General features: G+C 41.1%; 22 protein-coding genes. 11 read left to right on the forward strand and 11 right to left on the reverse strand.

Annotated elements, in window-relative coordinates; all coding sequences use genetic code 11:
• Positions 1 to 87 precede the first annotated feature (87 nt).
• Genes epmB through ACX17N_RS00600 form a run of 3 tightly spaced genes read left to right on the forward strand, consistent with a single transcriptional unit; the run spans position 88 to position 4,963 of the window.
• Positions 88 to 1,104 carry an EF-P beta-lysylation protein EpmB gene (gene epmB / locus ACX17N_RS00590; RefSeq protein ID WP_458890652.1) on the forward strand — a complete coding sequence of 339 codons (1,017 nt, stop codon included), beginning with the start codon at positions 88 to 90 and terminating at the stop codon, positions 1,102 to 1,104.
• Between the two features lie 14 nt (positions 1,105 to 1,118).
• Complete coding sequence (locus ACX17N_RS00595) at positions 1,119 to 2,864, forward strand: GTPase (protein WP_458890653.1); 1,746 nt, start codon at positions 1,119 to 1,121, stop codon at positions 2,862 to 2,864.
• Positions 2,846 to 4,963 carry an EAL domain-containing protein gene (locus ACX17N_RS00600; RefSeq protein WP_458890654.1) on the forward strand — a complete coding sequence of 706 codons (2,118 nt, stop codon included), beginning with the start codon at positions 2,846 to 2,848 and terminating at the stop codon, positions 4,961 to 4,963. The genes ACX17N_RS00595 and ACX17N_RS00600 overlap by 19 nt, the downstream gene beginning before the upstream one ends.
• Positions 4,964 to 5,055: 92 nt before the next feature.
• Here the strand turns inward: ACX17N_RS00600 and rpmE are convergent, their stop codons facing one another.
• The 4 genes from rpmE to ACX17N_RS00620 form a co-directional block, all read right to left on the reverse strand.
• Complete coding sequence (gene rpmE / locus ACX17N_RS00605) at positions 5,056 to 5,283, reverse strand: 50S ribosomal protein L31 (protein WP_004752972.1); 228 nt, start codon at positions 5,281 to 5,283, stop codon at positions 5,056 to 5,058.
• 201 nt (positions 5,284 to 5,484) lie between these two features.
• Positions 5,485 to 6,462 (reverse strand): bile acid:sodium symporter family protein, encoded by a 978-nt coding sequence (locus ACX17N_RS00610; protein WP_458890655.1) that lies wholly within the window; start codon positions 6,460 to 6,462, stop codon positions 5,485 to 5,487.
• A 160-nt stretch (positions 6,463 to 6,622) separates the two neighbouring features.
• Entirely contained in the window at positions 6,623 to 7,024 is a 402-nt protein-coding gene (gene gloA / locus ACX17N_RS00615) for a lactoylglutathione lyase (protein ID WP_458890656.1), read from the reverse strand.
• A 1-nt stretch (position 7,025) separates the two neighbouring features.
• On the reverse strand, positions 7,026 to 9,185 hold the full coding sequence (locus ACX17N_RS00620) for an AmpG family muropeptide MFS transporter (protein ID WP_458890657.1): 2,160 nt from the start codon (positions 9,183 to 9,185) through the stop codon (positions 7,026 to 7,028).
• Positions 9,186 to 9,368: 183 nt separating this feature from the next.
• Between ACX17N_RS00620 and ACX17N_RS00625 the strand changes: the two genes are divergently transcribed.
• The 3 genes from ACX17N_RS00625 (at position 9,369) to ACX17N_RS00635 (ending at position 14,079) form a co-directional block, all read left to right on the forward strand.
• Positions 9,369 to 12,005, forward strand: a complete 2,637-nt coding sequence (locus tag ACX17N_RS00625) for a Lon protease family protein (protein WP_458890658.1) — start codon at positions 9,369 to 9,371, stop codon at positions 12,003 to 12,005.
• A 234-nt stretch (positions 12,006 to 12,239) separates the two neighbouring features.
• The gene (locus ACX17N_RS00630; RefSeq protein ID WP_458890659.1) at positions 12,240 to 13,199 is read left to right on the forward strand and encodes a hypothetical protein; all 960 of its coding nucleotides are present in this window, start codon (positions 12,240 to 12,242) and stop codon (positions 13,197 to 13,199) included.
• Between the two features lie 4 nt (positions 13,200 to 13,203).
• Positions 13,204 to 14,079: an arginase family protein gene (locus ACX17N_RS00635; protein ID WP_458890660.1), complete on the forward strand. Its 876-nt coding sequence runs from the start codon at positions 13,204 to 13,206 to the stop codon at positions 14,077 to 14,079.
• Between the two features lie 60 nt (positions 14,080 to 14,139).
• Here ACX17N_RS00635 and ACX17N_RS00640 read toward each other — a convergent pair whose 3' ends face one another.
• The 3 genes from ACX17N_RS00640 to ACX17N_RS00650 form a co-directional block, all read right to left on the reverse strand.
• Entirely contained in the window at positions 14,140 to 14,496 is a 357-nt protein-coding gene (locus ACX17N_RS00640) for a roadblock/LC7 domain-containing protein (RefSeq protein ID WP_458890661.1), read from the reverse strand.
• A gap of 150 nt (positions 14,497 to 14,646) precedes the next feature.
• Positions 14,647 to 15,546, reverse strand: coding sequence for a hypothetical protein (locus ACX17N_RS00645; RefSeq protein ID WP_458890662.1), 900 nt, complete (start codon positions 15,544 to 15,546; stop codon positions 14,647 to 14,649).
• Between the two features lie 124 nt (positions 15,547 to 15,670).
• Entirely contained in the window at positions 15,671 to 16,213 is a 543-nt protein-coding gene (locus ACX17N_RS00650) for a GTP-binding protein (protein ID WP_458890663.1), read from the reverse strand.
• A gap of 575 nt (positions 16,214 to 16,788) precedes the next feature.
• Between ACX17N_RS00650 and ACX17N_RS00655 the strand changes: the two genes are divergently transcribed.
• Together ACX17N_RS00655 and ACX17N_RS00660 are read left to right on the forward strand one after the other, a co-directional pair.
• Positions 16,789 to 17,133, forward strand: a complete 345-nt coding sequence (locus tag ACX17N_RS00655; protein WP_458890664.1) for a hypothetical protein — start codon at positions 16,789 to 16,791, stop codon at positions 17,131 to 17,133.
• Positions 17,134 to 17,331: 198 nt separating this feature from the next.
• Positions 17,332 to 18,378 carry an NAD(P)H-dependent flavin oxidoreductase gene (locus tag ACX17N_RS00660; RefSeq protein WP_458890665.1) on the forward strand — a complete coding sequence of 349 codons (1,047 nt, stop codon included), beginning with the start codon at positions 17,332 to 17,334 and terminating at the stop codon, positions 18,376 to 18,378.
• A 70-nt stretch (positions 18,379 to 18,448) separates the two neighbouring features.
• Here ACX17N_RS00660 and dusB read toward each other — a convergent pair whose 3' ends face one another.
• Complete coding sequence (gene dusB / locus ACX17N_RS00665; RefSeq protein WP_458890666.1) at positions 18,449 to 19,471, reverse strand: tRNA dihydrouridine synthase DusB; 1,023 nt, start codon at positions 19,469 to 19,471, stop codon at positions 18,449 to 18,451.
• A gap of 82 nt (positions 19,472 to 19,553) precedes the next feature.
• On the opposite strand from dusB, the gene ACX17N_RS00670 reads away from it, so the two are divergent.
• On the forward strand, positions 19,554 to 20,768 hold the full coding sequence (locus ACX17N_RS00670; protein ID WP_458890667.1) for a DUF1615 domain-containing protein: 1,215 nt from the start codon (positions 19,554 to 19,556) through the stop codon (positions 20,766 to 20,768).
• Positions 20,735 to 21,382, forward strand: coding sequence for an HAD family hydrolase (locus tag ACX17N_RS00675; protein WP_458890668.1), 648 nt, complete (start codon positions 20,735 to 20,737; stop codon positions 21,380 to 21,382). The genes ACX17N_RS00670 and ACX17N_RS00675 overlap by 34 nt, the downstream gene beginning before the upstream one ends.
• Positions 21,383 to 21,455: 73 nt before the next feature.
• Here the strand turns inward: ACX17N_RS00675 and grxD are convergent, their stop codons facing one another.
• Positions 21,456 to 21,797: a Grx4 family monothiol glutaredoxin gene (gene grxD / locus ACX17N_RS00680; protein WP_016166729.1), complete on the reverse strand. Its 342-nt coding sequence runs from the start codon at positions 21,795 to 21,797 to the stop codon at positions 21,456 to 21,458.
• A 239-nt stretch (positions 21,798 to 22,036) separates the two neighbouring features.
• On the opposite strand from grxD, the gene ACX17N_RS00685 reads away from it, so the two are divergent.
• Complete coding sequence (locus tag ACX17N_RS00685; protein ID WP_458890669.1) at positions 22,037 to 23,248, forward strand: acetylornithine/succinylornithine family transaminase; 1,212 nt, start codon at positions 22,037 to 22,039, stop codon at positions 23,246 to 23,248.
• Positions 23,249 to 23,323: 75 nt separating this feature from the next.
• Here ACX17N_RS00685 and ACX17N_RS00690 read toward each other — a convergent pair whose 3' ends face one another.
• Both ACX17N_RS00690 and ACX17N_RS00695 read right to left on the reverse strand, forming a co-directional pair.
• Positions 23,324 to 24,253 carry a LysR family transcriptional regulator gene (locus ACX17N_RS00690; protein WP_458890670.1) on the reverse strand — a complete coding sequence of 310 codons (930 nt, stop codon included), beginning with the start codon at positions 24,251 to 24,253 and terminating at the stop codon, positions 23,324 to 23,326.
• 95 nt (positions 24,254 to 24,348) lie between these two features.
• Entirely contained in the window at positions 24,349 to 25,158 is an 810-nt protein-coding gene (locus ACX17N_RS00695) for a peptidoglycan DD-metalloendopeptidase family protein (protein ID WP_458890671.1), read from the reverse strand.
• Between the last annotated feature and the right edge of the window lie 69 nt (positions 25,159 to 25,227).

The raw sequence follows: 25,227 nt of genomic DNA on the forward strand, positions 1-25,227 counted from the left end.
TGGCACACTCCAAACTTGCTAACTTAAAATCTATTAATGCTAGAATAGTCGATTAATGCTAGACTAGCACTATTTTTAACACGTGGCATGATAAACTATTTGTATCAAGAGCAAAACTGGCAATCTCAACTGAGTGACTTAATAACAGACCCTTTAGAGTTGCTTCAGACGCTCCAGTTATCTCCAGACCAATTATTATCAGGGGCAATCTTAGCTTCTGAACAGTTCAAATTACGTGTTCCACGCGCGTTCGTCGGAAAAATGAACACTGGGGATGTTTTAGATCCGCTTTTATTACAAGTTTTACCCCATCACTTAGAACTGGTCGAACATCCAGAATTTGTCACCGACCCTTTAGGTGAAGAACAAGCCAATCAACAACCTGGTGTTCTGCATAAATACAAAACCAGATTTTTACTGACGCTGACAGGTGCCTGCGCGGTTCATTGTCGTTACTGTTTTCGTCGACATTTTCCCTACCAAGAAAATCTGCCAAAAAATGAAGATTGGCTAAATATTCAGAGCTATATACAAAGCCAACCTGATATTAATGAAGTGATTTTAAGTGGCGGTGACCCCCTCACCCTCAGCAATCGTAAATTAAAATTATGGATTGAACGTTTAGAGTCTCTCAGTCAAATTAAATTTTTGAGAATTCATTCACGGGTTCCTATTGTAATCCCCAACCGCGTCGATGAAGAGCTTGTTTCTTTATTAAAAAACAGTAGGCTACGCATTATTCTGGTGGTACACTCCAATCATGCAGCAGAGCTCGATGATTTCACCTGCAGCCAACTGACATCGTTGGTAGAACATCAAATTACTGTTTTGAATCAGTCGGTCTTGTTAAAAGGGGTGAACGATTCCGCACAAATTTTAGTCGACTTAAGTTATCGACTATTTGAAGCTGGAGTTATGCCTTATTATTTACATGTATTAGATAAAGTGAAAGGTGCACAGCATTTTGATTTAATGGCAAATGAAATCGATGAGATTTACAAAGAGGTTTTAGCCAACTTGCCAGGATATTTAGTTCCTAAACTTGTGAGGGAAATTGCGGGCGAAAAAAATAAAACACCGCTTTTTGGAGTTTCAACTTTTTGAGTTAAATAACAATTATGAATATGAGCACCGCTGAAATGTTTCAGACCCCAACTGAATTGAAGTTGGATAAATTGAGTTTTAGTCAAAGCACGGTGACGGACATCCAAGATTGGGTGTCTAATTTGTCTATTCTACAATTAGGTGACTCTTCTCGGGCGCTCTTTAATGCGCTATTGGAAATTTCTGAACTGCAATGCAGTGAAACACTCCGTTTTGATTTAATCCATGCGATTCACCCTACCATTGAAAATGTATTGGCAAGCCTAGAAAAACACTTTTTCAATCAAGGTTTAATTACCACCGATCGCAATGATCATATTATTGAATTGGCGATGTTACTCCGCAGTTGTTTTGCCAAGACTTATATCGATATTGCCAAACGTTGTGATCATTTACTCGATCAACAGAAATTTTCGATTTTTGCCTTTAATCAAAAGAAAAATCTGCAAACTGCACGTATTTTAGCGAGTTACTATGCTTTACAGCAGTTGGGACAATTACTCTATCAACAGCAAGTGCTTTATACCAATCCATTATCTGGACAATGGTTGGTGACACATCAATTGATGGAAAATGCCATCAAGCATAATTTTAATCAGACCAATATTAACCAGTTACAAGGTACACAGCACCAACTGCAAAGCATCACTCAAGTGTATGCTCAAATCATTTTATTGGATATTTTAAATCCGCACCAAATTCGCCCTTCAGAAATTCAGGGCTTGTTTCTGTGTAGTTATGATTGGGCGAAGTTAATTCAAGTTTTACCGAAGGAAACGACATTATCGCGCTATATCGTGGATACCCAGTTAGACCATCCACCAGTCTTTAATGCGCATCAAAACAGTAGTTTTAAACCTAGCATTTATATTTCAACACAAAATTTACTCGACCATTTAACCGAAGCCCAAGGAAAACACGGTGAGTATTTGTCTAGAAATGAAAAGATCTTCCTGACTCCTGCTTTGCACTTCCATATTCACAGTTTACTCACCAGTAATGCCGAGCGACGTCATGAACGTTATGAATATTCAGCGCAATTACATATTTGTTTTGGCTTAAGTGTTGCACATTTTTATTTATCTCAAGGGCGAAATTTTAATGAAACACTTGAGCTAGATGCCCATTATGGTTTGCAATCTGAAAATAACATCTTTAGTTCTATGGGCGAACAAAGTCTTTTGAATACCAATAATATTAAAAAGCTAGACCGTGAGGCTAAACAGATTTATCCAGCTGAAGTTCTGGATATTAGTGTCAATGGCTACCGAATTAAATGGTCAGGCAATACCCCAAAAAATTTAAAAACTGGGGAATTTATTCTGGTTCAGGAAAATGCGCAAAGTGAATGGCGTGGCGGTGTGATTCGTTGGATTAAACAATCCACGGAAAAAAGCCTTGAACTTGGTTTAGAAATGCTGGCTCAAGATCTTTTTCCTTGTGCCGTATATGTTAAAAATGATCGTAATACTGGAAACTATTATCCAGCCCTATTGGTACAAACTTCCGAACTGAATGAGGTTTCAACGACACTGATATTACCTGGCTCACATCTATTTAGAGAAAAACAAACGATTCATTTACGTTTAGGTCAAGACGAACTTAAGGTCTATTTATTAAAAGCACATTTAATTACACAAAGTTTTATGCGATTTGATTTTGAATTACTAAACGATCAGCAAGAGCATCTGATTGAGAATTTTATTCAGAAACAAAGCATAAAAATTAAGAATCACGATTTATGGGAAGCATTGAAGTGAGAAATCCACTATTGTCCAAAAAGTTAAAACGTACGGAAACTCGTTTACTCATTATCGATGATAACCAAATTCGTTTTAACAAAATTTGTGAATTATTAACAGCAAGTGAGCACCAAGTTCATGCTTTTTTACTTGATGACTTACAAACATTTGAAAAACAACTCCATTTAAACTGGGATATTGTCATTTTTGGCTGTGCTTACGACTTAAAATACGAACAAGCACTGAGCTTGATCCGCGTTTCTAAACAGCCTGAATTACCCCTGATTCTACTCAAGCCTGAAGATTACGAACCCTCTCAATACGTCAATTACATTCGCAAAGGTGTATATGATGTTGCAAATCTAGATGATCCAGACCGCTTCTATTTGAGTGTACTTCGTGCCCTTTCTTTCAGCCGACTTAATCAAGGTCAGCAACACTTGATGCAAGAACTGGAAAATGTACAAACTCAAGCACAAGCATTGGTTGCAGAAAGCAATAAAGCTGTTGCGATTATCCAAGAAGGCATTCATATTGAAGCCAATCAGGAATACTTGAGTCTGTTTGGGCTGAACAGCGAAGATGACATTATTGGCTTACCTTTGCTCGATGTATTACAACCTAAAGACCTCAATGATTTTAAACTCCGCTTCAAAAAAATCTCGCAGGGACAGTTTGATCAAGGTCGATTCGAGCTTACAACGCTGAATCAACATGTGAAGTGCAATCCTTTAAAAATTGAATTCTTAGCTGCTGCGGAAGATGATGCCCTTCAAATTACCATTGAACTTACAGCAGATCAGAGTTCTGTTGCGCCTCAAATAAGTACAATTCCCGCTGAAAGCTTTGCGCAAAAACCAAATGTGTATCAGCAAATCAACCGTACGCTGACCAAACAACCATCTGATTATAATGCCTTGGTCCTGTTTTCATTGGCGAACTGCCCAGAGTCTGTATTTCAGCAAGATTGGGCCACTTCAAATGCCTATTTTGCCAATATGCATCAATTCTTAAAAGAACAAACCAATGTGCCTTTATTTAAAATCAATCATGCTTTATATGCCGGTCTATTTCAGGCCTCGAGTGAAAGCGTACTTGAATCTAAATTAATTGGATTAAGCCCATTAACCAAACCGCAGTTACTGGGTGTTCAGCAGCAAAGCTATCCTTTGAATCTTAGAATCGGCTACACTTTAATCCAGAACGAAATTGCCGACGAACAGCAGTTTGAGCAATATACGGAACGTGCTTACAACACCCCATTACCTTCAGGACAGCCAGAAAATGAAGCGGCTCTAACTTCTGTGGCCACTTCAAGTATTGAGCTAATTGATCATAGCCTCGATCTAAACACGCAAGAACAGCCTAGCGTATTAACAGCCCTACAAAAATGTTTAGAACGAGGTGAGATTCATCTTAAATACCAACAGCTTTATGACAAACAAGACACCAATTTGTATACCTATGAGGTCACTAGCGGCTTTATTTATAATAATGCCTGGTATGACATTGCGGGAATGCGAGAGTTGGCGGAAGATCCTGAATTGTCAGTAAAACTGGATCGCTGGATTTTAGTTGAAGCCAGTAAGCAATTACATAATTTCATTACCCAATATCCTGATGCCAAAATCATTGTCAATTTAAACAAAGAAGTCCTGTTTGCTGACCGTACTTTCCCTGAATTCATCGGCAAATTAATTACCATTGTCGGCAGTAAACAAGCTCATCCTTTGGTTTTACAGTTCTCTGAAGAAGACATTGCGAAGAATCTTACAGATGCACAGAAATACACGGTGCAATTAATACAAAGTGGTGCGGAGATTTCCTTACGTGATTTCGGACATTCTATTTACAGCGAATCCATTTTAAATCAAATGAATATTCATCAGGTCACCCTACATCCGCAACTCACGAAGATGTTAGACGCTGATAAATCGACGGAAGAACTACAAGAGCGCATTATTCGCTTCCATGAAATCAAGCCAACGCAGATGCTTTTACGTGAACTGAATAATATGACCATGTTTGCCAATGCTTGGAATGTAGAAGCCCGTTATTTACAGGGTGACTACTTCCAGAAAAAACTAGATCACTTAATTGATGTTCAAGACCAATAGGTCTTGAACATGAAAGATTAGCCGACCTGTTAATAGGTAAATTTTAAGCATAAAAAAACGAGCCAATGGCTCGTTTTTTTACAACTGAGGTATTAGTCGCGTTTGATAGAACGTGACATACCAGCAAAACGTTGTTTGAACTTGTCGATACGACCGCCAGTGTCAACGTTCTTTTGCTTACCAGTGTAGAATGGGTGGCATGCAGAACATACGTCTAGGTAAAGAGTTTCTTTACCAACTGCTGAACGAGTTTCAATTACGTTACCGCAAGAACAAGTTGCTACTAATTTTTCATATTTTGGGTGAATATCGGCGCGCATCGTCGATTACTCCTAAGTGTAAGAAAGGCTTATGCTGTCATCGCAATTGACCACTCTTGCAAATCGCAAGGAAAGCTAAAAAGCAGATCAACACCACAACAGACCATTCTCTTGGCCCACCGAGACGGATACCGTCAGAGCTAAGCACAACAAGTGAGCTACATTATACGTTAAAAATACCGAGATAGCGAATAATTCTCATCACTCATCCGTGTTTTGTTTGGACCAGCGGTTCGCAATAATACCGCAGACCATCAATTGAATTTGATGGAAGATCATAATCGGCAATACGATCATTCCCAAAGGCTGCCCAATAAACAGAATTTGTGCCATTGGTACACCACTTGCAAGGGTCTTCTTAGAACTACAGAAAAAAATCGCAATTTGATCTTTGCGCTCAAAGCCCAGCATTTTGGGTACATAATACGCAAGCAGCATAATCAAAGTTAAGAACACTGAGCACGCCACAACTAAAATCAGCAAAGTACTAGCACTCACCTCATGCCACAATCCAGCCACTACCGCACTACTAAATGCCCCATACACCACCATTAAAATGGTGCCTTGGTCAAAACTTTTGACTAAACGAGGTACTTTCAGCATATGCGGATAAACCAGTGGGCGTAATAGCTGTCCCAATACAAATGGTAGTAACAGCAATAAGGTAATTTGAATAATCGACGATGTTGGATCAAACGCATGTTGCGATTTGCCCAAAATAAACACACTGACCAATACTGGCGTAATAAACATGCCAATAATATTGGAAAAAGATGCGCTACATACCGCACTCGCAACATTCCCCTTGGCTACCGAGGTAAAGGCAATCGAAGACTGTACGGTTGAAGGTAAGAAACACATAAACAAGAAGCCCCAATAGAGCTCTTGCCCCAATAAGGGTAATAACAACGGTTTAGCCAGCAAACCTAAGATCGGAAAAACGGCAAAGGTAAAGAGAAAGACGACGACATGAAATTTCCAGTGCATAATTCCCTGCACGATAGCTTCACGAGAAAGCTTAGCACCATGCAAGAAAAATAATATCGCAATCGCAACCGTAGTAATAACGTTAAAGAAATGGGCAGCGGAACCAGAAACAGGGAGAAAAGAAGCCAAGACAACCATGGCAACTAAGAATAAAGTAAAGCGGTCCAAGGCAAGAAGCTTGAGCATGTTCATTGCTTAACATCCTGTTATATATATTTTAAAAAGTGAAGATGAAATAAAACCCAGTAGACAAATTTTACCCGTAGGTCAAGTTCATCTTACTGGGCTATTCAAATATTGCTAGCGTTTCGAGTGCTATATTCAATATTTAGTAAATCAATAACCGATTGCCTTAGTTATTGCGAGCATTTGAATCTTGTTGAATCAATTCAACTTTATAGCCATCTGGGTCTTCAACAAACGCAATAACCGTCACACCGCCTTTCATTGGTCCCGCTTCACGCACAACTTTGCCGCCACGTGCTTTAATCTCTTCACATGCCTTATAAGCATCTTCTACCCCAATCGCAATATGACCATAGGCATTACCCAAATCATAATGATCGGTATCCCAATTGTGGGTGAGTTCAAGTACCGTTGTACTGTCTTCATCACCATAGCCGACAAAAGCCAGAGTAAAACGACCTTCTTCATAATCACGTTTACGAAGCAAAGTCATACCCAGCACTTCAGTATAGAACTTCAAAGATTGTTCTAAATTGCCTACACGTAGCATGGTATGGAGCATTCGCATGTTATTCATCCTTCTGTTGAAGTTGTCTATGTTGATGTTCACGAAGTAGTTTCGCAACCCAAACCACTAAAATCAGAATTGGAATTCCAATTAATGTGGTCATGAGGAAAAAGTTTGGATAACCAATATTGGTGACAATGGTACCTGAATATCCACCTAGAATTTTAGGCGTTAAAGTCATCAATGAACTAAAGATCGCATATTGTACCGCAGTAAATGACACGCTGGTTAAGCTGGAAAGAAAGGCAATAAATGCCGCGCCTGCCAAACCAGATGCCAAATTATCGACAATAATCGCAAAATATAACCACAATGAGCTATAAGGCTTAATGACTTTACCTGTAATCAATACGTCCTGCTGAGCATCAGGTGTTGTAGCTATTGGATCAACCATGAGCTCTAAAGTAGATTGTTGGCTTGACACCTGATACTCATGGCTCACCTTGAGCAAGGTACCTGAATGCAGTTCATTCAATTGAGCTGTGAGCTGTTTATGTCGAGCATTTTGCAATAATTTACCATCAATTGCAGCACTAAAAATGCCCTGTGCGTCGAGTTTGGCTGAATAGGATTGACCATCTAACCATACACTGACAGGTTGATCCGCCTGTAATTGAGCAACATCAACACCCTGAACTTGACCTTTAACCACAACCGATTGCTGAGCTTCTTTCGGACTCAAGGCATTATCTGCAGTCAAAGGAAATAAGATCATCGACTTAGAGGTAAAACCCGTTAAATAAGGCATCAAAACTGATGACTTTTCTTCTGGGGTGTCGGCATATGCAACAGAAGCTTGGATTTGATGAGACTGCTCCAAAACTTGTGCAGGAACATGCAACTTCCAATAGCCCACTTCATCTGCCTGAACCTGATAATGCTGTGAACCAACAGCAATTTCAACTTGCTCTAAGGGTTGACCCGATTTCACCAAGCCAATAAAAATAAGATTGGTTGAACTGGCGAGCACCGCGCCGACAAACATCAATTTCATAATGTTCATGCGCTGAGCCAGTAATCCCCCCAGGAAGCCACCCAATAAACTGAAAATCACCCCGTAGATTTTCACGGCTTCAGCAATTTGCTCTTTGGTAAAGTTCAGATCTTGATAGAACACATTGGAAATGACCCCGGCAATGATGTCCGAAATGCGGTAAAAACCAATCAACAACAACAGTACTAGAGCCAGTTTCACCCCATAGCGCTTGAAGAAATCTGCAATCGGGTTGACCCAAGTTTCAAATGCCATCTGCTTGTTGACTGCCCCCAGTTTAACCAAGAGCGTGCCTATCGCTAATGCCGCTGCACCTGAAGCAATAAAACGCAAAGCTTCCATGCAAAACAGCAAAAATGAGTCCTTAATCGCCAAGGATGCCGTTAAAGCATCAATCAATACCCCTGAATAAATATAAGACACGACGAAGCTGATGACTGCCACAAAGAATACCGCCACTAAGCGATAGTAATCCGAACGGCGATATTCTTTATAAATACGATCGACTTTTGGCTCTCGAATCAACAGTGTGGTCATTATTCCGACCAACATGACTGCTGCCATCGCCAGATAGGTCATTTTCCATGCGCTATAAATATAGTTGCCTTTTGCAGTCCCCAGTGACGCGGCAAGGAATAAAGCCCCCGCACCTGCCACAATCATCCCGATACGATAGCCTGCGTTATAGGTCGATGCCAACACCGTCTGCATTTCCGTTTCCGCCAACTCAATACGGTAAGCATCAATCACAATGTCTTGCGTCGCCGCGGAAAAGCCCAACAGCACCGCCCCCGCTGCCATTTGATATAAATAGCTCTGCCCTAGAGCGGGATCTGAAAATGCCATGATACAAATGGCACAGATAATTAGACATTGCGCTATGAGTAACCATGCCCGACGCCGCCCCAAACGCTTGGTCAGAAAAGGTACTGGCAGCTCATCAATTAAAGGCGCCCAAACAAATTTAAAGGAATAGCCCAGTGCAGCCCAACTAAAAAAAGTCACGGCACTTTTATCAATTCCTGCCTCACCAAGCCACAGTGAAAGACTGGAAAATATAAGTAAAATTGGAATACCCGCGGAAAAACCGAGAAACAGCATAATCGCTGCCCGACGGTCGAGAAATGCCTGAAAAGCAGCTTTCCATCCATTTGCTTGCGTTGTCATTAGGTTATTATTTTCTACAAAAAAATCATGACTGCTATTCAACCGTTTAAGTATTCGGGTTTCAACAGTATTTATGAAATCATTGCAGTATTTTGACGAGAAAAACAGCGGCATTGCTTGAATTTTTCCACTAAACCTGTATACCTTAAATCTCTACCGCAATATTTTGTTTTGGATTTCACAGTGACCCAAAAACTTGAACAGATGAATTCTTCTTTATCTAGTAACCTTACAAATAATAATTCACGAGATTCACACAGCCACCTGATCACCGCTTTCGAGCAAGCAGAAATTCAAAATACGCTTAACCAGACACGTTTAAAACCAGAACAGCTGAGCCACATTCCCAACCTGACAAATATCCCATCGTCAACCAAACGGATTAAGCCACTCAATAATTTTTTGGGGCAAGACCGCGCGCGCGCCTCTGTTGAAGCAGGCATTGCCTTGCCTTATTCAGGCTATAACATTTTTGCTGTCGGCACTGCAGGCCTAGGCAAACGCACCATGGTAAAACGTTTGCTGCAACAGCATGCCAAAACCATGCCTACACCAAATGACTGGATTTATGTCAATAACTTTAAATCCCCTCGCCAACCGATTGCCTTACAACTTCCTGCGGGACAAGCTCCAAAATTTCAAAGCATGTTGCATCAGACATGGCAAACCATTTTAAAACAGCTCGAACGACGCTTTACTGCAGAAACCTATCACAACCGGATCGAGTTGATTCGCCAACAAACTGGTGATGAGCAACAACAAGCTTTGGTTGAATTAACCAAAGAAGGTGAAGAACTCGATTTAAAGCTAGTAACACGCAATGATGAGCATTGTTTTATTCCAGTACATTTCAAAGATGACGAATTGCATGAAATGTCCCAACAGGATATTGATGCACTCAGCAGCAAGCAACGTGCAGAAATCGTCTCTAATATGCGCTATATGGATAAAAAACTGGAGCGTTTGGGACTACATCTAGGCGACTTGGAAGATGATGCGCGTGACAAAGTACAAGAGTTAAACCGCGAAATTGCCAATCAAGTGGTCATGCCGCGTATCGACTTACTGTTAAATAAATTTCCCAAGGTAGAAGGGTTAGCGGAATATCTTAAATATTATGCTGAAGACATTATCAATAATGTCGAAATTGTGCTTGAACAAGAAGAAGATGATTTTACACCGGGCTTATTTAGCCGAGTACCGGCACGCTATCAAGCCAATGTGATTGTGACTTATAAACCGAATAGTGGCGCCCCTGTGATTTTTGAAGACTTCCCAACCCACTACAATTTATTAGGTCATGTCGAACAACTAACACAAAATGGCACTATTACCACGGATTTCACCTTAATTCGTCCCGGATCTTTGCACAAAGCCAATGGCGGCTTCTTGATGTTGGAAGCGGAACAGTTGTTAGAGCAACCTTATGCTTGGCAAGGGCTAAAACGTGCATTGAAATCTGGAAAACTAAAACTGTCTTCTTTGGAGCACATGCTGACCTTGACGGGCAGTATTTCGATTGAACCTGAATCTATTCCACTCAATATCAAAGTGATCTTATTGGCTGAACCAGAGATTTATTATGAAATCTTGGAGCTAGAGCCAGAACTCGGCAGCGTGTTCAAAATTCGTGCAGACTTTACCGATACGCTACAACGTAATGATGACAATGAACAAGCCTATATGCAGTTAATCGCTGACTATGTGCAAGCGGATAAGTTGCTGCCTTTTGATCGCTCTGCCTTGGCAGCCTTATTGACCGATTCAAGTCGTCAAGCCGAAGACCAAAGTTCACTCTCCCTGCATGCCTTAACGCTGGGAGATTTGATTCGTGAAGCTCATCATCATGCTGCTCAGGCAGGTGACAAAATAGTGGCCGACAAGCACATTAATACTGCGCTACAACATCGCCAATACCGTTTAGGCTATTTACGTGAGTTGTATTGGCAAGATTTATCCCGTGGTACGCAATTAATCGAAACTCGTGGGCACCGACTGGGACAAATCAATGCCCTCTCGGTTATTCACTATGCCGATGTGGAATTTGGTTTACCTTCACGCCTCACTGCTTCGGTCTATCAAGGTGGTGGCGATATTTTGGATATTGAACGCAGTGTAGAACTCGGTGGCTCATTGCACGCCAAAGGCGTCCTGCTCATGTCGAGTTTCTTAAAAGCACATTTTGGTCGTGAACAAATTCTACACTTCTCTGCGGCATTGGCTTTTGAACAAAGCTATGGTCAAGTGGATGGTGACAGTGCCACAGTGGCAGAACTTTCGGCGCTGATTTCAGCGATTAGCCAATTACCAATTGATCAGTCTTGGGCAATTACGGGTTCCATGAACCAACTGGGGCAAGTCCAACCCATTGGCGGGGTCAATGCAAAAATTGAAGGCTTCTTTGATGCTTGTAAATTACAAGGCTTAACAGGCAAACAAGGCGTAATCATTCCTCGCCAAAATATGCAGCACTTAATGCTTCGCTTAGATGTACGCGAAGCCGTTGAACAAGGTCAATTCCATATTCATGCCATCGACACCATTGATCAAGCATTAGAGATCTTGATGGCACGTCCTGTAGGAACACTGGATAAAAAAGGCCGCTACAGCAAACAGTCTATTTACGCTGCAGTAATGGAACAGCTCGAATACTGGCAGGCCATTGAAGATGGTGCCGAACTCGAGGAGCAACCGAAAAAGAAAAAGAAGAAAAAAGTCAAAAAGGACAAGAAAAAAGCCAAGGTCGCAGATGAGATCAAGGAAGAGTTATTGAAAGAGTCTACAGAAATCCTTGAAGCCTCTAATCAACAAAGTACTTAGTAAAACTTCTAAGCAACAACAAAAAACCAGCCATAAAAGCTGGTTTTTTGTTGTTATGGCATAACATAGCCACATTCGGCAACAAAGAAAAATTTGAATATAACTTATTTTTTTAAAAAGATTTTTGTTATTGTATATCCTTTAAATATTCAACTTAAACTTGAGAATAAAGTAAACATCTAGTTTCAATTCAAGTAGATCAAAATAGATTAAAGCGTAGAAAATGAGGCACGGATGCGCGAGACCGACCACGAAATTATTCAACTCTTCAAACAACATGTTCATCCTTTGTCTTCCAAACTGACTGAAATGTTAAATGAACATTTTTCACATCAAACTGAACGCAGAGGTTGCGGTTACACACAGACCACACGTGTCTTGGCGGAATACATCAATACCAGGCGACTCGCACAAGACTTTACCGATTTAAAGCTATTTGACCAATATGAAACCAAAGTGCTGAAAAACCTAATCGAACAATCTCATTTTAAGATTTCCGATTGGCACAATCTGGACCAAAATGCGGCTGCACAGCACTTACCCGAGGCTACCCCCGAAGAATTTAAAACAGAGGTTCAGCATCATGTGCAATTCCAAGCGCAATTACGCAAGATTGCCGCTCAGGCGCAACTCGAAGAAAGCCAGCTGCTGTGTGGACTAATAGCAGATATTATTCTTCCCAAAACAGCGACCGAAAGCAGTTTAGTCGAATTAAAAGCATTAGCGGAGAAACCTAAAGTGGGCTCCTGTCCAATGGCTGAAAACTTCTTCCTAAAGATTGCCCATGGTCGCATGTTGAGACAAGGTGAAATTAATATTTTTGTCGATGAACAGCAGCAACCGGTTTTACTGGAAAAACTTAATATGGGAGATAATCACTCTTGTATTAGTCTGAAACCTGTCTTAATGAATGGTGTGTGCTTACCCGCAGGTTCATTATTTTCTGTGGCTTATGATCGGGACCGCATCCTTGATAAAACACCAAATCAAAAATTCAAGGGTTTTGTTCTGCCTTATTCCGCGATTAATGGTTTTTGGTTTTTAAGACTCACCACTTTAGCCATATCGCCGCAAAACCGTGCCCGCGCCTTTAGTACACACTATGCACAACAAGTTGAAAATGGGCTATTTAGTCCAGGCACGACCCAACTGCAACAATTACGCGATATTGCCCTTATGCAAATTCAAGGTTAGCTTCATGTTACAGGTCTGCTACTCTCCGCATTATTATGCTCGCACGCATACCAACAGTATGGAAAAATTAACGGCTGTAGCGGAAGCACTGAAGCCTTTGGGCATTGCGGAATTTCATGTCCCCAACACGCAACCTATCGAACTGTTTAAGCAATTACACGCGCCTGAATATGTAGATGCCTTTCACAGCGGGTTTCCCGAAAAAATGGCAACTTTTCAGGGGTTTAAACCATGGAATAGCCAATTGCGAGATGCGGTGTACCAGATTAATTCTGGACAAGTCCTTGCAGCGGAGTTGGCTTGGCAACATCAAATCTCAGCCAATATTGCACAAGGTTTTCATCATGCAGTGCATGAATTTGGCAGCTCCTATTGCACCTTCAATGGTTTAGCCTTACTGGCAGAGAAATTCCCCAATAAACGCATTTTTGTTTTGGACTGCGACCAACACGGTGGTAATGGTACGGCTGAATTTACCAAACGCTATGACAACCTGTTTAATTTTAGTATTTATGGTCTAGCTTTTGGTTGCCCGACGTATGAACGCTCCGAAACCCGTCATGTACACAAGCATAATGGCAATTTTAGTCAATATATTCTGGCCATACATGAGGCATTTACAAAAGCACAAGAATGGCAGGCCGATTTAATGGTTTATCAGGCCGGAATGGACTGTCACCAAGATGATCCCTGTGGCTCCTCATGGTTTACAACCGAGTTGATACAAAAACGTGATGCCATGGTATTCCGACTCGCACACAGTCATCACATCCCCTTAATGTTTGTTTTGGCTGGGGGCTACCAAGCCTTAAATGCGCTGGTACCGCTGCATGTCAGTACCTTTCAAGCGGCTTATCAAATCTATTACGCAAAAGACTGAGATTTTAGACAAAAAAATGCCAATGTCAGAGACATTGGCATTTGAATGATTTTGATTGGATTAAGAAAAATCAAGACCTTTTTCAAAACCTTTCAATTCATAACGCGCCATTGCCAAGTTTGATTTAGAACGGTCTAACACCAAGTACAAGAATAATGTTTCATTGGTATCTAATGGGCGGATCAAGTGATATTGCTTACCCAAAGTAATTAAAATATCTTCAATGTTATCATTTAGTTGTAAAGCTTTAGCCACTTTACGCTTTGAACGAATAACCTCTGTATTGCCTGCTGCTGCAAGCTCTAGGTCAACACCTCCCCCTTGAGTTGCTAAAGCCAGACCACTTTCACTGTCAACCAGTGCAGCTGCAACAAAACCATCTAAAGTTGTTAATGGATCGAGACTAACACGTGCCATTTCTTGTTTCCTCTTGATATGGGAATAACCCGTTAAAATTATATGTAAGGCGAAGTTACTTTAAAGACCGAGTTTTTTACGTAACTTTCCAATAAAGCTGCGTAATCTATGCCCTTGTCCTGATTCTACTTGTTTTGTATCTTCCTGAAATTACACTTCATTTTGATGAACAAAACGCCCCAATTGCAGTAAAGCAGCGCAAGATACAAAATTCAATATCCGATCATGACTTAAATTCAAAAACTGTTTGACATCGTTCAAATTTGCACCATGTGAGAAACAAGCCGCCATTTTCAGATACTCTTTGCGCTTTAAATCTTTCTCAAATTGCGGCCAAATGTCTAACTTGAAATTCTGATTCAATTCGACTTGAGGTAATTGCAAATCTGTGGATTGATTGACCACTTTCCAAAGCCAAACTCTTAAATCAAAAACCTCTTTATTCTTCATAGTTTCCTGCACAAATTGTGCCGTCGCATAGGTTTGCTTCAGGGTTGAATTAAACTGAATCTGTTTTCCGGCCTCTACCCAGACTCGTTCGGTTCGCGTATCCACCAATGCTACAAAGCCATGCGCATCCAATAATTGAATAAAACCATTTCGTGGCGTGAAAATTTCATGAAAGACCTGTTCGGTCGTCATTTCTGCTTGCAGTACCGTAGGCACTGACACTGGTGCTGGACTTAAGGAAATATCAGTGTTTGAGGTAACCCATTCAGGCGTTACAAATTTGAGTTTTTCATACAACCAATCATGCAAATGCGATAAATTTGAAAATGGATAAAACAATTGATCGCCAAAAATTCGACCTGCATTTTCAGCTTTCTTGACTAAACGTAAATATGCAACTTTCTGACTGGATACTATATTTTGGACACTCGGTGCATTAAAAAATACATCGTTGACCAACAGCACATCAATCTGCCGTTCGGCTAAATTCACCCATTTCACCTGTACCGAGCTTGGAAGCGAAAGTAGGATTTGAGTTTTAATGTGATCTAAGGTACTAAGACTGAGCCCGAACACCGCAATATTTAAGATGTTATTCATTTTAAATGAACCCTAATGCCAAAATCTAAATTCACATCCTTGCAGTGACTCATCCAGCTTGCCTATCTGAATTGAATCCAGCCACTTTTCCAATAAAATAAAAAAACACTGATCTTTTGATAATTTAAACCAATGCTGGTGCCTGACATTCAAGCATGGCGATCAACATTTCAATCATGAGCAAGACGTCATCTTTTTTTCGCGCATCGACAGCAAATAAGGGATAATTTTTCTGATGAATTTGCATCCAATCACGATAGGGCTTGAGCTTAGCTTGATCTTCCTCATCTAAATGCGTAATCCCAACCACAAGATTCGAGCCATGACTCTCAAATGCATTTAAATAGAATTCCAAATCTTGCAATCGTTCTGCACGGCTATGATCGATCAAAACCACAATACCGATAGCGCCTTTGCTGATAATCGACCACATAAAATCAAATCGGTCTTGCCCTGGTGTGCCATACAGCCCAATTTGAGTACCATCCTCAAGAACAATTTCACCGTAATCGATACCGACAGTAGTCATCAGTTTTGAGTGTGCTTGAATATCGGTATTGATTGCTTCAGTAGACACAACAGCGACATCGGACAACGCTTTAATCGCTGCCGATTTACCTGCCCCCATCGTTCCACCAAAAACGATTTTGTACTGTTGTAAGATCATAATGAGTAAATAAGAATTAAAAATGTGATTTGTTTCACATTATAGTGATTTTTATAGGCAGAAAAAATCATTATTTGAATATTTATTAAAAATTTTGTTACACATTTCCTTAATTTTTTAAGGATTTATACATACAAACATTATTACCCACCACTCCTAATTATTATAAGTCATTATTTTATATACTATATTTATAAATAACACTTCGATTACTTCAACTGAAGCAAATTGACATTTTTGCTCAGCTTAAAATTTCACCTCTTTAAATTAAAATTATGCTTTTTATGTGATAAATATCACACCTTTTATAGGCTCAAATCATAGCTAATGCCTTCCCTTCCATAAACAAAGCTCGCCAGTCCCTATCCCATCATTCTTTAAGATTTTGTTCTGATTAAGCACCTCGCTATTAGCCAATCTCGATCTGCACAGCCATACTCAATGAGTTGCATTAACACAAATTACTTTTACCAATAATTACAAATACTTAACATTTTCTGTTCATTTTTTTATCGTTTTTACTCTATATTTTATGAGTCCCTTAAGCGGATATAACAACGAAAAGGAAATATCTTATGAATAAATTACTTGTTGCTTTAGGTCTTGCTGCTGCTGTGACTTTAGTTGGATGTAGTAAAGAAAAAGCGCCTGAAACAGGGGCTACCACTGGTGAACATTTAGAAAATGCGGCTGAACAAGCTGGGCATGATATGCAAAATGCAGCGAGCGAAGCTGCTGCGCAAACTGAAGCCGCGGCAAATCATGCAGCTAACCAAATTGATGCGGCTGCGGATGAAGCTGCTGCCAAAACCGAAGCTGCAGCAAATGATGTCAAAGATGCTGCTAAAGATGCAACAGCTAACGTTGCGGGTGCCGTTGAACAAGGTGCAGGTGATGTGAAAGAAAAAGCACAGCAATAATTTTTACTCAAAAAACACCCTTCCTGTAAGGGTGTTTTTTTATGGCGGATTAAACTATGCACCGAATGTTGTACCAAGCACTTCTTTGGACTTAAGCGATCATTGCCTTTGGGATTCTATTTTGCGAATAAATAGTGAATATTATTTGCTTATTTAATTGAGCTTCGGCAGAGTGAAATAAACTTAAGGAGCTTTGTCATGTCTTTATTAGAATTACTAGAAATTAAACATCCTATATTTTTAGCACCTATGGCAGGGGTATCGACACCGTCTTTGGCAGCTGAAGTCTCTAATCAAGGTGGTTTCGGCTCACTGGGATTAGGTGCAAGTCAGATTGATGCCGCTCGCACACAAATTCACGCCACCCAAGCATTAACCGACCGCCCTTTCCAAGTGAATTTTTTCTGTCATCAAACAAAGACCTTGGATCCTAACATTACCCAGCAATGGTTAAACTATCTCGCCCCACAATTTGCGCGTTTTAACACCCCAGTGCCGCAACAATTACAATGCATCTATCCAAGTTTTCTAGACAATGATGACTTTCTAAATCTTGTGCTTGAAACACGCCCCAAAGCTGTAAGTTTTCATTTCGGCATTCCGCATGCCCATCAAATTGAAGCACTCAAAAATGCGGGCATTCTCACGATGGTATCTGCGACCAATCTGCCTGAAGCCTTGGCAATTGAGGCGGCTGGAATTGATATGATTATTGCCCAAGGCATTGAAGCGGGTGGACATCGAGGTATATTTAATCAAAGCATTGATAGTGCAATTAAAACCTCAGATTTAGTGCGCTTATTAAGCCAACACTGCCACATTCCAATTATTGCCGCGGGTGGCATCATGACTGGGCAGCAAGCGCATATGCTCATGCAGCTAGGGGCAAAAGCCGTTCAACTAGGGACTGCTTTTGTGCAGTGTAAAAGCTCTAGTGCGAATGCTGTCTATCGTAAAGCCCTGTTTGATGCGCCAATTACGCAAATTACCGACAGCATTTCAGGTCGCCCTGCACGTGGCTTGGTCAATACATGGCATAAAGAAATTGATCAACCGAATCGCCCCGCAGTCCCAGCTTATCCTTATACTTATGACTTAGCCAAACAATTATATGCAGCAGCCTGTCAACAGGGTGATCATGGTTACGGCGCTTTCTGGGCAGGAACCAATGTAGCGCAGATTCGTGAACTTGAAGCTGCGGATCTGATTAATCAACTAGTCCTCGAAATGAGTCAGGCTCAATAATACTCAGCTCAGTAACAATAAGCCCAGCAATTGCCGGGCTTGTGTCGTTTAATGCGGAAGACATCAGGCTTTAAACATCGAGTAAATTGACCGGTTCGTCTTGTACATCATGCATCGTGTGACCCTCACCTAGCAGTAAGTTGAAATAATTTTCAACCACTTGGGCCTGTTCTCGTGTACTTTCCACTTTGTACATGTTCTGACGGAACTCATTACTTGCACGTAAGCCTTTGGTGTACCAAGCAATATGTTTACGGGCAATTCGACAGCCTGAATACTCTCCATAAAATTGATAGAGCTCAGTTAAATGCCCCAAAAGCACTTCTTTGACTTCAGCAATTTGTGGCGCAGCCAAATGTTGTCCCGTTTGTAAATAATGTGCAATTTCCCTAAAAATCCAAGGGCGGCCCTGTGCAGCACGACCAATCATAATCGAATCCGCACCCGTATAGTCCAGTACATATTTGGCTTTTTCTGGACTATCAATATCTCCATTCGCAATCACAGGAATCTTCAGGAGCTGCTTAACTTCTTTAATTAAGCCATACCGTGCTGTATTTAAATACATGTCTTCACGAGTACGACCATGCAGTGCCAAAGCCGCGATACCCGCCTGTTCAGCTCTTTGCGCCACACGTAAAATATTTTCATGCCCATTGAGAAAACCTAAGCGCGTTTTGAGTGTAACAGGTACATCTACTGCGGCCACCACTTCATCTAAAATTCGGGCGACCAAATCTTCATCTTGTAATAGTGCCGACCCTGCCAATCTGTTACAGACCTTTTTCGCAGGACACCCCATGTTTATATCAACAATCTGCGCACCATTGGCCACTTGATAACGCGCCGCCTCTGCCAACTCTTTGGGATCTGAGCCCGCGATTTGTGCCGAAATAGGTGCCAATTCCCCATCAAAATTTGCCCGGTACAAACTTTTCTTACTCATGCGTAAGGTTTTGTCTGCTGTCATCATTTCGCTGACCGCATGCCCAGCACCAAAGTATTTACATAGGGTACGGAATGGCCGATCGGTCACTCCAGCCATAGGAGCGACAATTAAATTATTTGACAGTTGATAGGGACCAATATACATATATATTCATAACTTTTAATCACTGACATAGTATACTGCATCTGCACTATTTGCTCATCCCTTACCTATTGCCCCCGAGACTATGAGAAAAACTGCTTTTTCGACATCCCTTACCCAATCTCTCAAACCGTTAAGCATCTTAGCACTCTCACTCAGTCTAATTGCTTGTGGTGATCATTCTTGGTGGAAAGATGATGAGCCAACATTAGACGCTGATCAAATCAAGCGCGTAATACCATCTCGCGTAAATGATCGTAGTTCTTGGGCGAAGGATATTTTCGACATTACCGAACAACTCGGTATTCCACAAACCAAAGAAAATGTTTGCAGTATTGTGGCTGTCGTCGATCAGGAATCAAATTTTGTCGCTGATCCGAAAGTGCCAGGCTTAGGTGAAAAAGCCGTCAAGGAAGTTCAAGATCGCCTCACTGAAAAATTCACAGATAAACTTGGTGAAACGCTTGGCGGCACAGTTTCAGGCTATTTTGAGGAAGTGCTGAAAACTCAACCCAGCCCAGAAGACAACTATTTAAGTCAAATGCGTCGCGTTCAAACCGAACGTCAACTGGATGAGCTTTATCGTGAAATCTTCGACTATATGTCTCAACACTATCATGTCAGTGCCTTAACAGGTGCTGCCAAACTGGTAGGACAAGATGTCGGGGAAAAAATGAACCCGATTACCACCTTAGGTTCAATGCAAGTGCATATCGGCTATGCCAAGGCACATAAGCGTCAAGGTGGGAGCATTGCCGAGTTGCGTACAGACTTATACAGCCAATACGGCGGACTGTATTATGGTATCCATCGTTTAATGATGTATCCAACCAATTATGATAAAGCCATTTATCGTTTTGCAGATTATAACTCTGGTATGTATTCGAGCCGTAATGCCGCATTTCAAAGCATGTTGAATGATTTAACTGAAGCTGAACTGAGCTTAGATGGTGATTTACTGCTGTATAATAAAGATGGGTCAATTCGTTCGAGCAAAAGTGAATCAGAGCGTGAATTAATTAATGTTTTTGCGAAAAACAATATTCTGGTTACTCCACGTCAAATTCGTAGCGATTTGAAGAAAGAAAAAGAGAAAGATTTTGAAGACACGGCAACCTATCGAGCCGTGACCAAACTCTATGAAGAAAAAACAGGCAAAAAAGCCTTTTATGCCACTATGCCACAAGTGGTTATTTCAGGACCTAAATTAAGCCGAGATTATAATACCAACTGGTTTGCAAGCCGCGTGAACGGACGTTATGAAACATGTATGCAACGGGCGAAACGTATAAAAATTTAGCACTCTTCGACTTTGACGGTACGCTCTGCAAAAAAGACAGCTTTACTGGCTTCATCTTTTATGCACTGTCTAAAAGACATATCGTGAAACAAGGCTTGAAACTGCTCCCTTGGATTCAAGCCTACTACTTCAATATTTACCCCGCGCATGCCATGCGACCGAAGTTGTTTAACGCCATGTTTAAGGATACGGACTATGCTGAAATTCAGCAGATGGCTGAAGCGTATGCGCAGCTACTCATACATGAGCTTGATGCAAAGTTTATAACTCAACTACGTCAACATAAAAGCTTAGGCCATGATGTGGTCTTGGTTTCAGCCTCAGTCGATTTATATTTAAAACCCTTGTGTCAATTATTAGACATCAATTTAATTTGCACTGAAACCGAAGTTCGGGATGGACGCTTAACTGGATACTATCAAAGCGCAGATTGTAGCCGTCTGCAAAAAAAAATCCGCATAAGTGAGCACTACAATATTGCTGAATATTCCAGTATTTATGCTTATGGCAATAGTGAAGAAGATTTGGAAATGTTTAGCCTTGCACAATACACCTATATGGTGGGACGCGACCAAACCTTACCCCCGCTTGAGTCGCAATTAAAAATGGCATAATCGCTGAAGCCACTTGTATTGCCCAATAAAAAAAGCCAACTCAATGTTGGCTTTTTTATACAGCAGAAAACAATTACGCTTCTGGTGCTGGGCTGTACTGTTCAACTAAAGGCTTTAACTCACCTTTTTGGAACATGTCGAGCATAATATCACTACCGCCAATCAACTCGCCATTGATCCACAATTGTGGGAATGTTGGCCAGTTTGCAATACGTGGTAATGTTGCACGAATATCAGGATTTTCTAGAATATTAACGTAAGCAAATGGACGACCAATTTGACTGAGTGCTTCTACCGCACGTGCAGAAAAACCACATTGTGGAAATTGTGGAGTGCCTTTCATATAAAGAAGAACTGCGTGTTTAGCAATTTGGTCACGAATTAACGCTTCTGTATCGCGTGTTTGTTCAGTCATTGATGAATCCTCAACTAATCTGCTTTGCATTATACCCAAAACACAACAAAACAGTATGGTTAAAGCAATAATTCCAGTTTTATTTACATTCAGGCTTTAATTCTAGATGAGATTTTGCTTATATAGGGTTTGTTTTTCAATTCCCTCCTGAATTGTCAAATCAATCCACTATCATCTCCTTACATTCGGTAAGTCGATGCTAGTGAAGTCAATTTTTTATTTTCAAATACGAGTTAGTTATGAATACCTTTACTCAAGCCCCTATACAAACTGATCAACCATCACATTTGATGCCTGTATTTGGCCGTCAGCCGATCAGCTTTGTCCGAGGCCGAGGAACGTATTTGTACACCGCAGATGGCACCGAATATTTAGATGCCTTAACCGGGATTGCTGTGTGTGGTTTGGGACACTCTCACCCTGAAATTACCCAAGCCATTGCGGAACAGGCCGGCACGCTAATTCACACCAGCAATTTGTTTGAAGTGCCTTGGCAAACGGCTGCTGCACAAAAACTCGCACAAGTTGCAGGTATGGAAGAAGTATTCTTCTCTAACAGCGGTGCAGAGTCGAATGAGGGTGCGATTAAAATTGCGCGTAAATTTGCGCATTTGCAAGGCATTAGCACACCTAAAATTATTGTGGCTGATCATTCTTTCCATGGTCGTACCCTCGCGACCCTTTCAGCGACAGGCAATAAAAAAGTCCAAGAAGGCTTTGAACCTTTGGTTGAAGGCTTTATTCGTGTCCCATTTGGTGATGTTGAGGCAATTGAAGAAGCTGCAATCCAACATCCCGATATCGTGGCAATTTTAGTTGAACCAATTCAAGGTGAAGGCGGTGTCAATACAGCACCTCAAGGCTTTAGCTATTTAGAAGATATCCGTCGTATCTGTAACCAACATAACTGGTTGATGATGCTCGATGAAGTCCAAACAGGGAACGGTCGTACAGGCCAATTCTTTGCCTATCAACACACCAATATTGTGCCTGATGTCTTAACGACAGCAAAAGGCTTAGGGAATGGCTTCCCGATTGGTGCTGTAATGACTCAAGGTCGTGCTGTCGGTGTACTCACTGCAGGGAACCATGGTTCAACTTATAGCGGTACAGCTTTAGGTTCACGTGTGGTCTATACCGTGATTGATGTCATCCAGAAAGAAAATCTGGTAGAAAATGCTGCGAAGATGGGCAGTTATATTGTGCAGCAACTCGCTCAACAGCTCTCTGAGCAAAAGGTAGCAGTGCGTGGCTTTGGTTTAATGATTGGTATTGATTTACCAAAACCTTGTGCAGAGTTGGTGCATATTGCACGTGATGAGCATCAACTGATTATTAATGTGACTGCGGGTTCAGTTGTGCGTTTATTACCACCGCTGAATATCACCCAAGAACAGGCCGATCAGTTGATTCAACGTTTAGTCACCATGATCCGCGCTTATCTTGCATAAGCACACAGTAAGGTGAGATTTATAATTTTGCCCCACAAAAAAAGCCGCGTATAGCGGCTTTTTTATTTCAGCTTTTTATGAAGCTTCTTGATATATTCTGCCACCGGGTAATTGGCTAAAATATTGTTTCAATGCATCTAAACAGCGGTGAATTTTCATTGGCTGTTGTTCACGCTTAGACGTAATTGCATAGAGATAGAAATTAGGTAGTTTCCATTCAGGTAATACCTCTACCAATGCCCCATTGACTAAATCTTTTTGAACATCAAGATATAAAATTCGAGAAATTCCATGTCCTTGCAGACATAAAGATTTGGCAATCAACACATTATTGGTGGTTAAACGCGAGCTCATTTCAATGCTCACGGTTTCTCCAGAAATACCATGCTGAAAAGCAAAACTTTCATAGTTTTTCATTAAGTTAACGGGAATCAGATCATGATTCTTTAAATCATCAGGACGTGAAATTGGTGCTGTCTGATTTAAATAACTTGGTGAAGCAACTAACACTTGTTCAACGCGGGCCAGTGGAACCGCATGTAAACTCTGGTCTTCAATTTTCGGACTCATGCGTAACGCAATATCAATTCGACCTTGAATCAAATCAATATAATGATTATCCGCTTCCAAATGAACAGCTAAACCTCGATGGGCCGACATCCAATGTGATAATGCAGGAATAACGTGATTGGCACCAAGTTCCGGAGTGGTTGCAATACGCAACTCCCCGACTAGGTCATCGCGCAATTCGTTAATACGAATTTTCCCGCGTTCTGCAGCAGCTAGCATCTCTTGGCAGCTATGAAAAAAAGCTTGTCCAGCTTCAGTCAAACTCAATTTCCGTGTCGAACGATGCAGAAGGATCACTTCCATCTCTTGTTCTAAAGAACGAATCTGCTGGCTTACAGCACTAGTAGTAATTCCTAACTCTCGTGCGGCTCCGCTAAATGAACTTTTTTCCACAACACAAGCAAACACTCCCATTGCTCGAAGTTGATCTAACATAAATTTCCCTCTAAACTTATGAGATGCTCCTACCTTTCGATAAAAGCAACTCATTGGATTATACGGTGAAATCTAAAAGTTGTAATGTTCTTAATTCAATTTATTGGTAAAACATTAGTCGGATTGATTGGTTTGCCATTTAGGCGTACTTGAAACTCAAGCATGGTGCGGGTTGTACCCGATGAGCCCATTTCTGCAATTTTTTGACCGGCTGTTACATTATCACCGCTTTTCACAATCATCTTGCTATTGTGTGCATAGGCGGTTATGTAACCATCAATATGCTTGATTAAAATCAAATTACCATATTCTTTTAAGCCATCTGCAGCATAAACCACTTGACCATTTGCAGCAGCATAGATTGGATCACCTACATTACCGCCATAACGAAGACCTTTGACATTATTGCTTAAGTTAAAGTTTTCAATCACTGCGCCATTAGATGGTTTAACCCAACGTAATGATGTTGCTTGCGTTGGTGCAACCGGCGTAGCAGCACTGCTCGATACAGGCGGTGCAACAGGCGGGTTGGTTGGCAAGGTAATGGACTGACGCTGAATAGGTGCCGTTTGTGTAACTGCTTGAGTAGTTGCGGTACGGCGGTTACCCGAGCCTTTTAATTTTATCGATTGTCCTACATAAATTCGATATGGCGGAGCAATATCGTTCATGTCTGCAATACTGATGTAACTTAATCCATAACGAGCTGCAATTCCGCTCAAGGTATCCCCTGAACGGACAGTATAATAGTCAGGTGCCGCAGCGTAGCGGGTCGGATTATTAATCTGAGGTTTAGATGCACATCCACTTAAAATTACAGTGCTGACAATAGCTGTTGAGATGACTAGGGTTTTCAACAATGCTGTTGGCGTAGCAAAGATCCGATTTTGCGACATCGCAGGCATTTATCTTCCTCTCTATATATCTTTATTGATTTTCATGCGCGTAAGAGTAGCAAAAATATTTTGAAAAAA

Source organism: Acinetobacter sp. GXMZU3951, assembly GCF_054457875.1.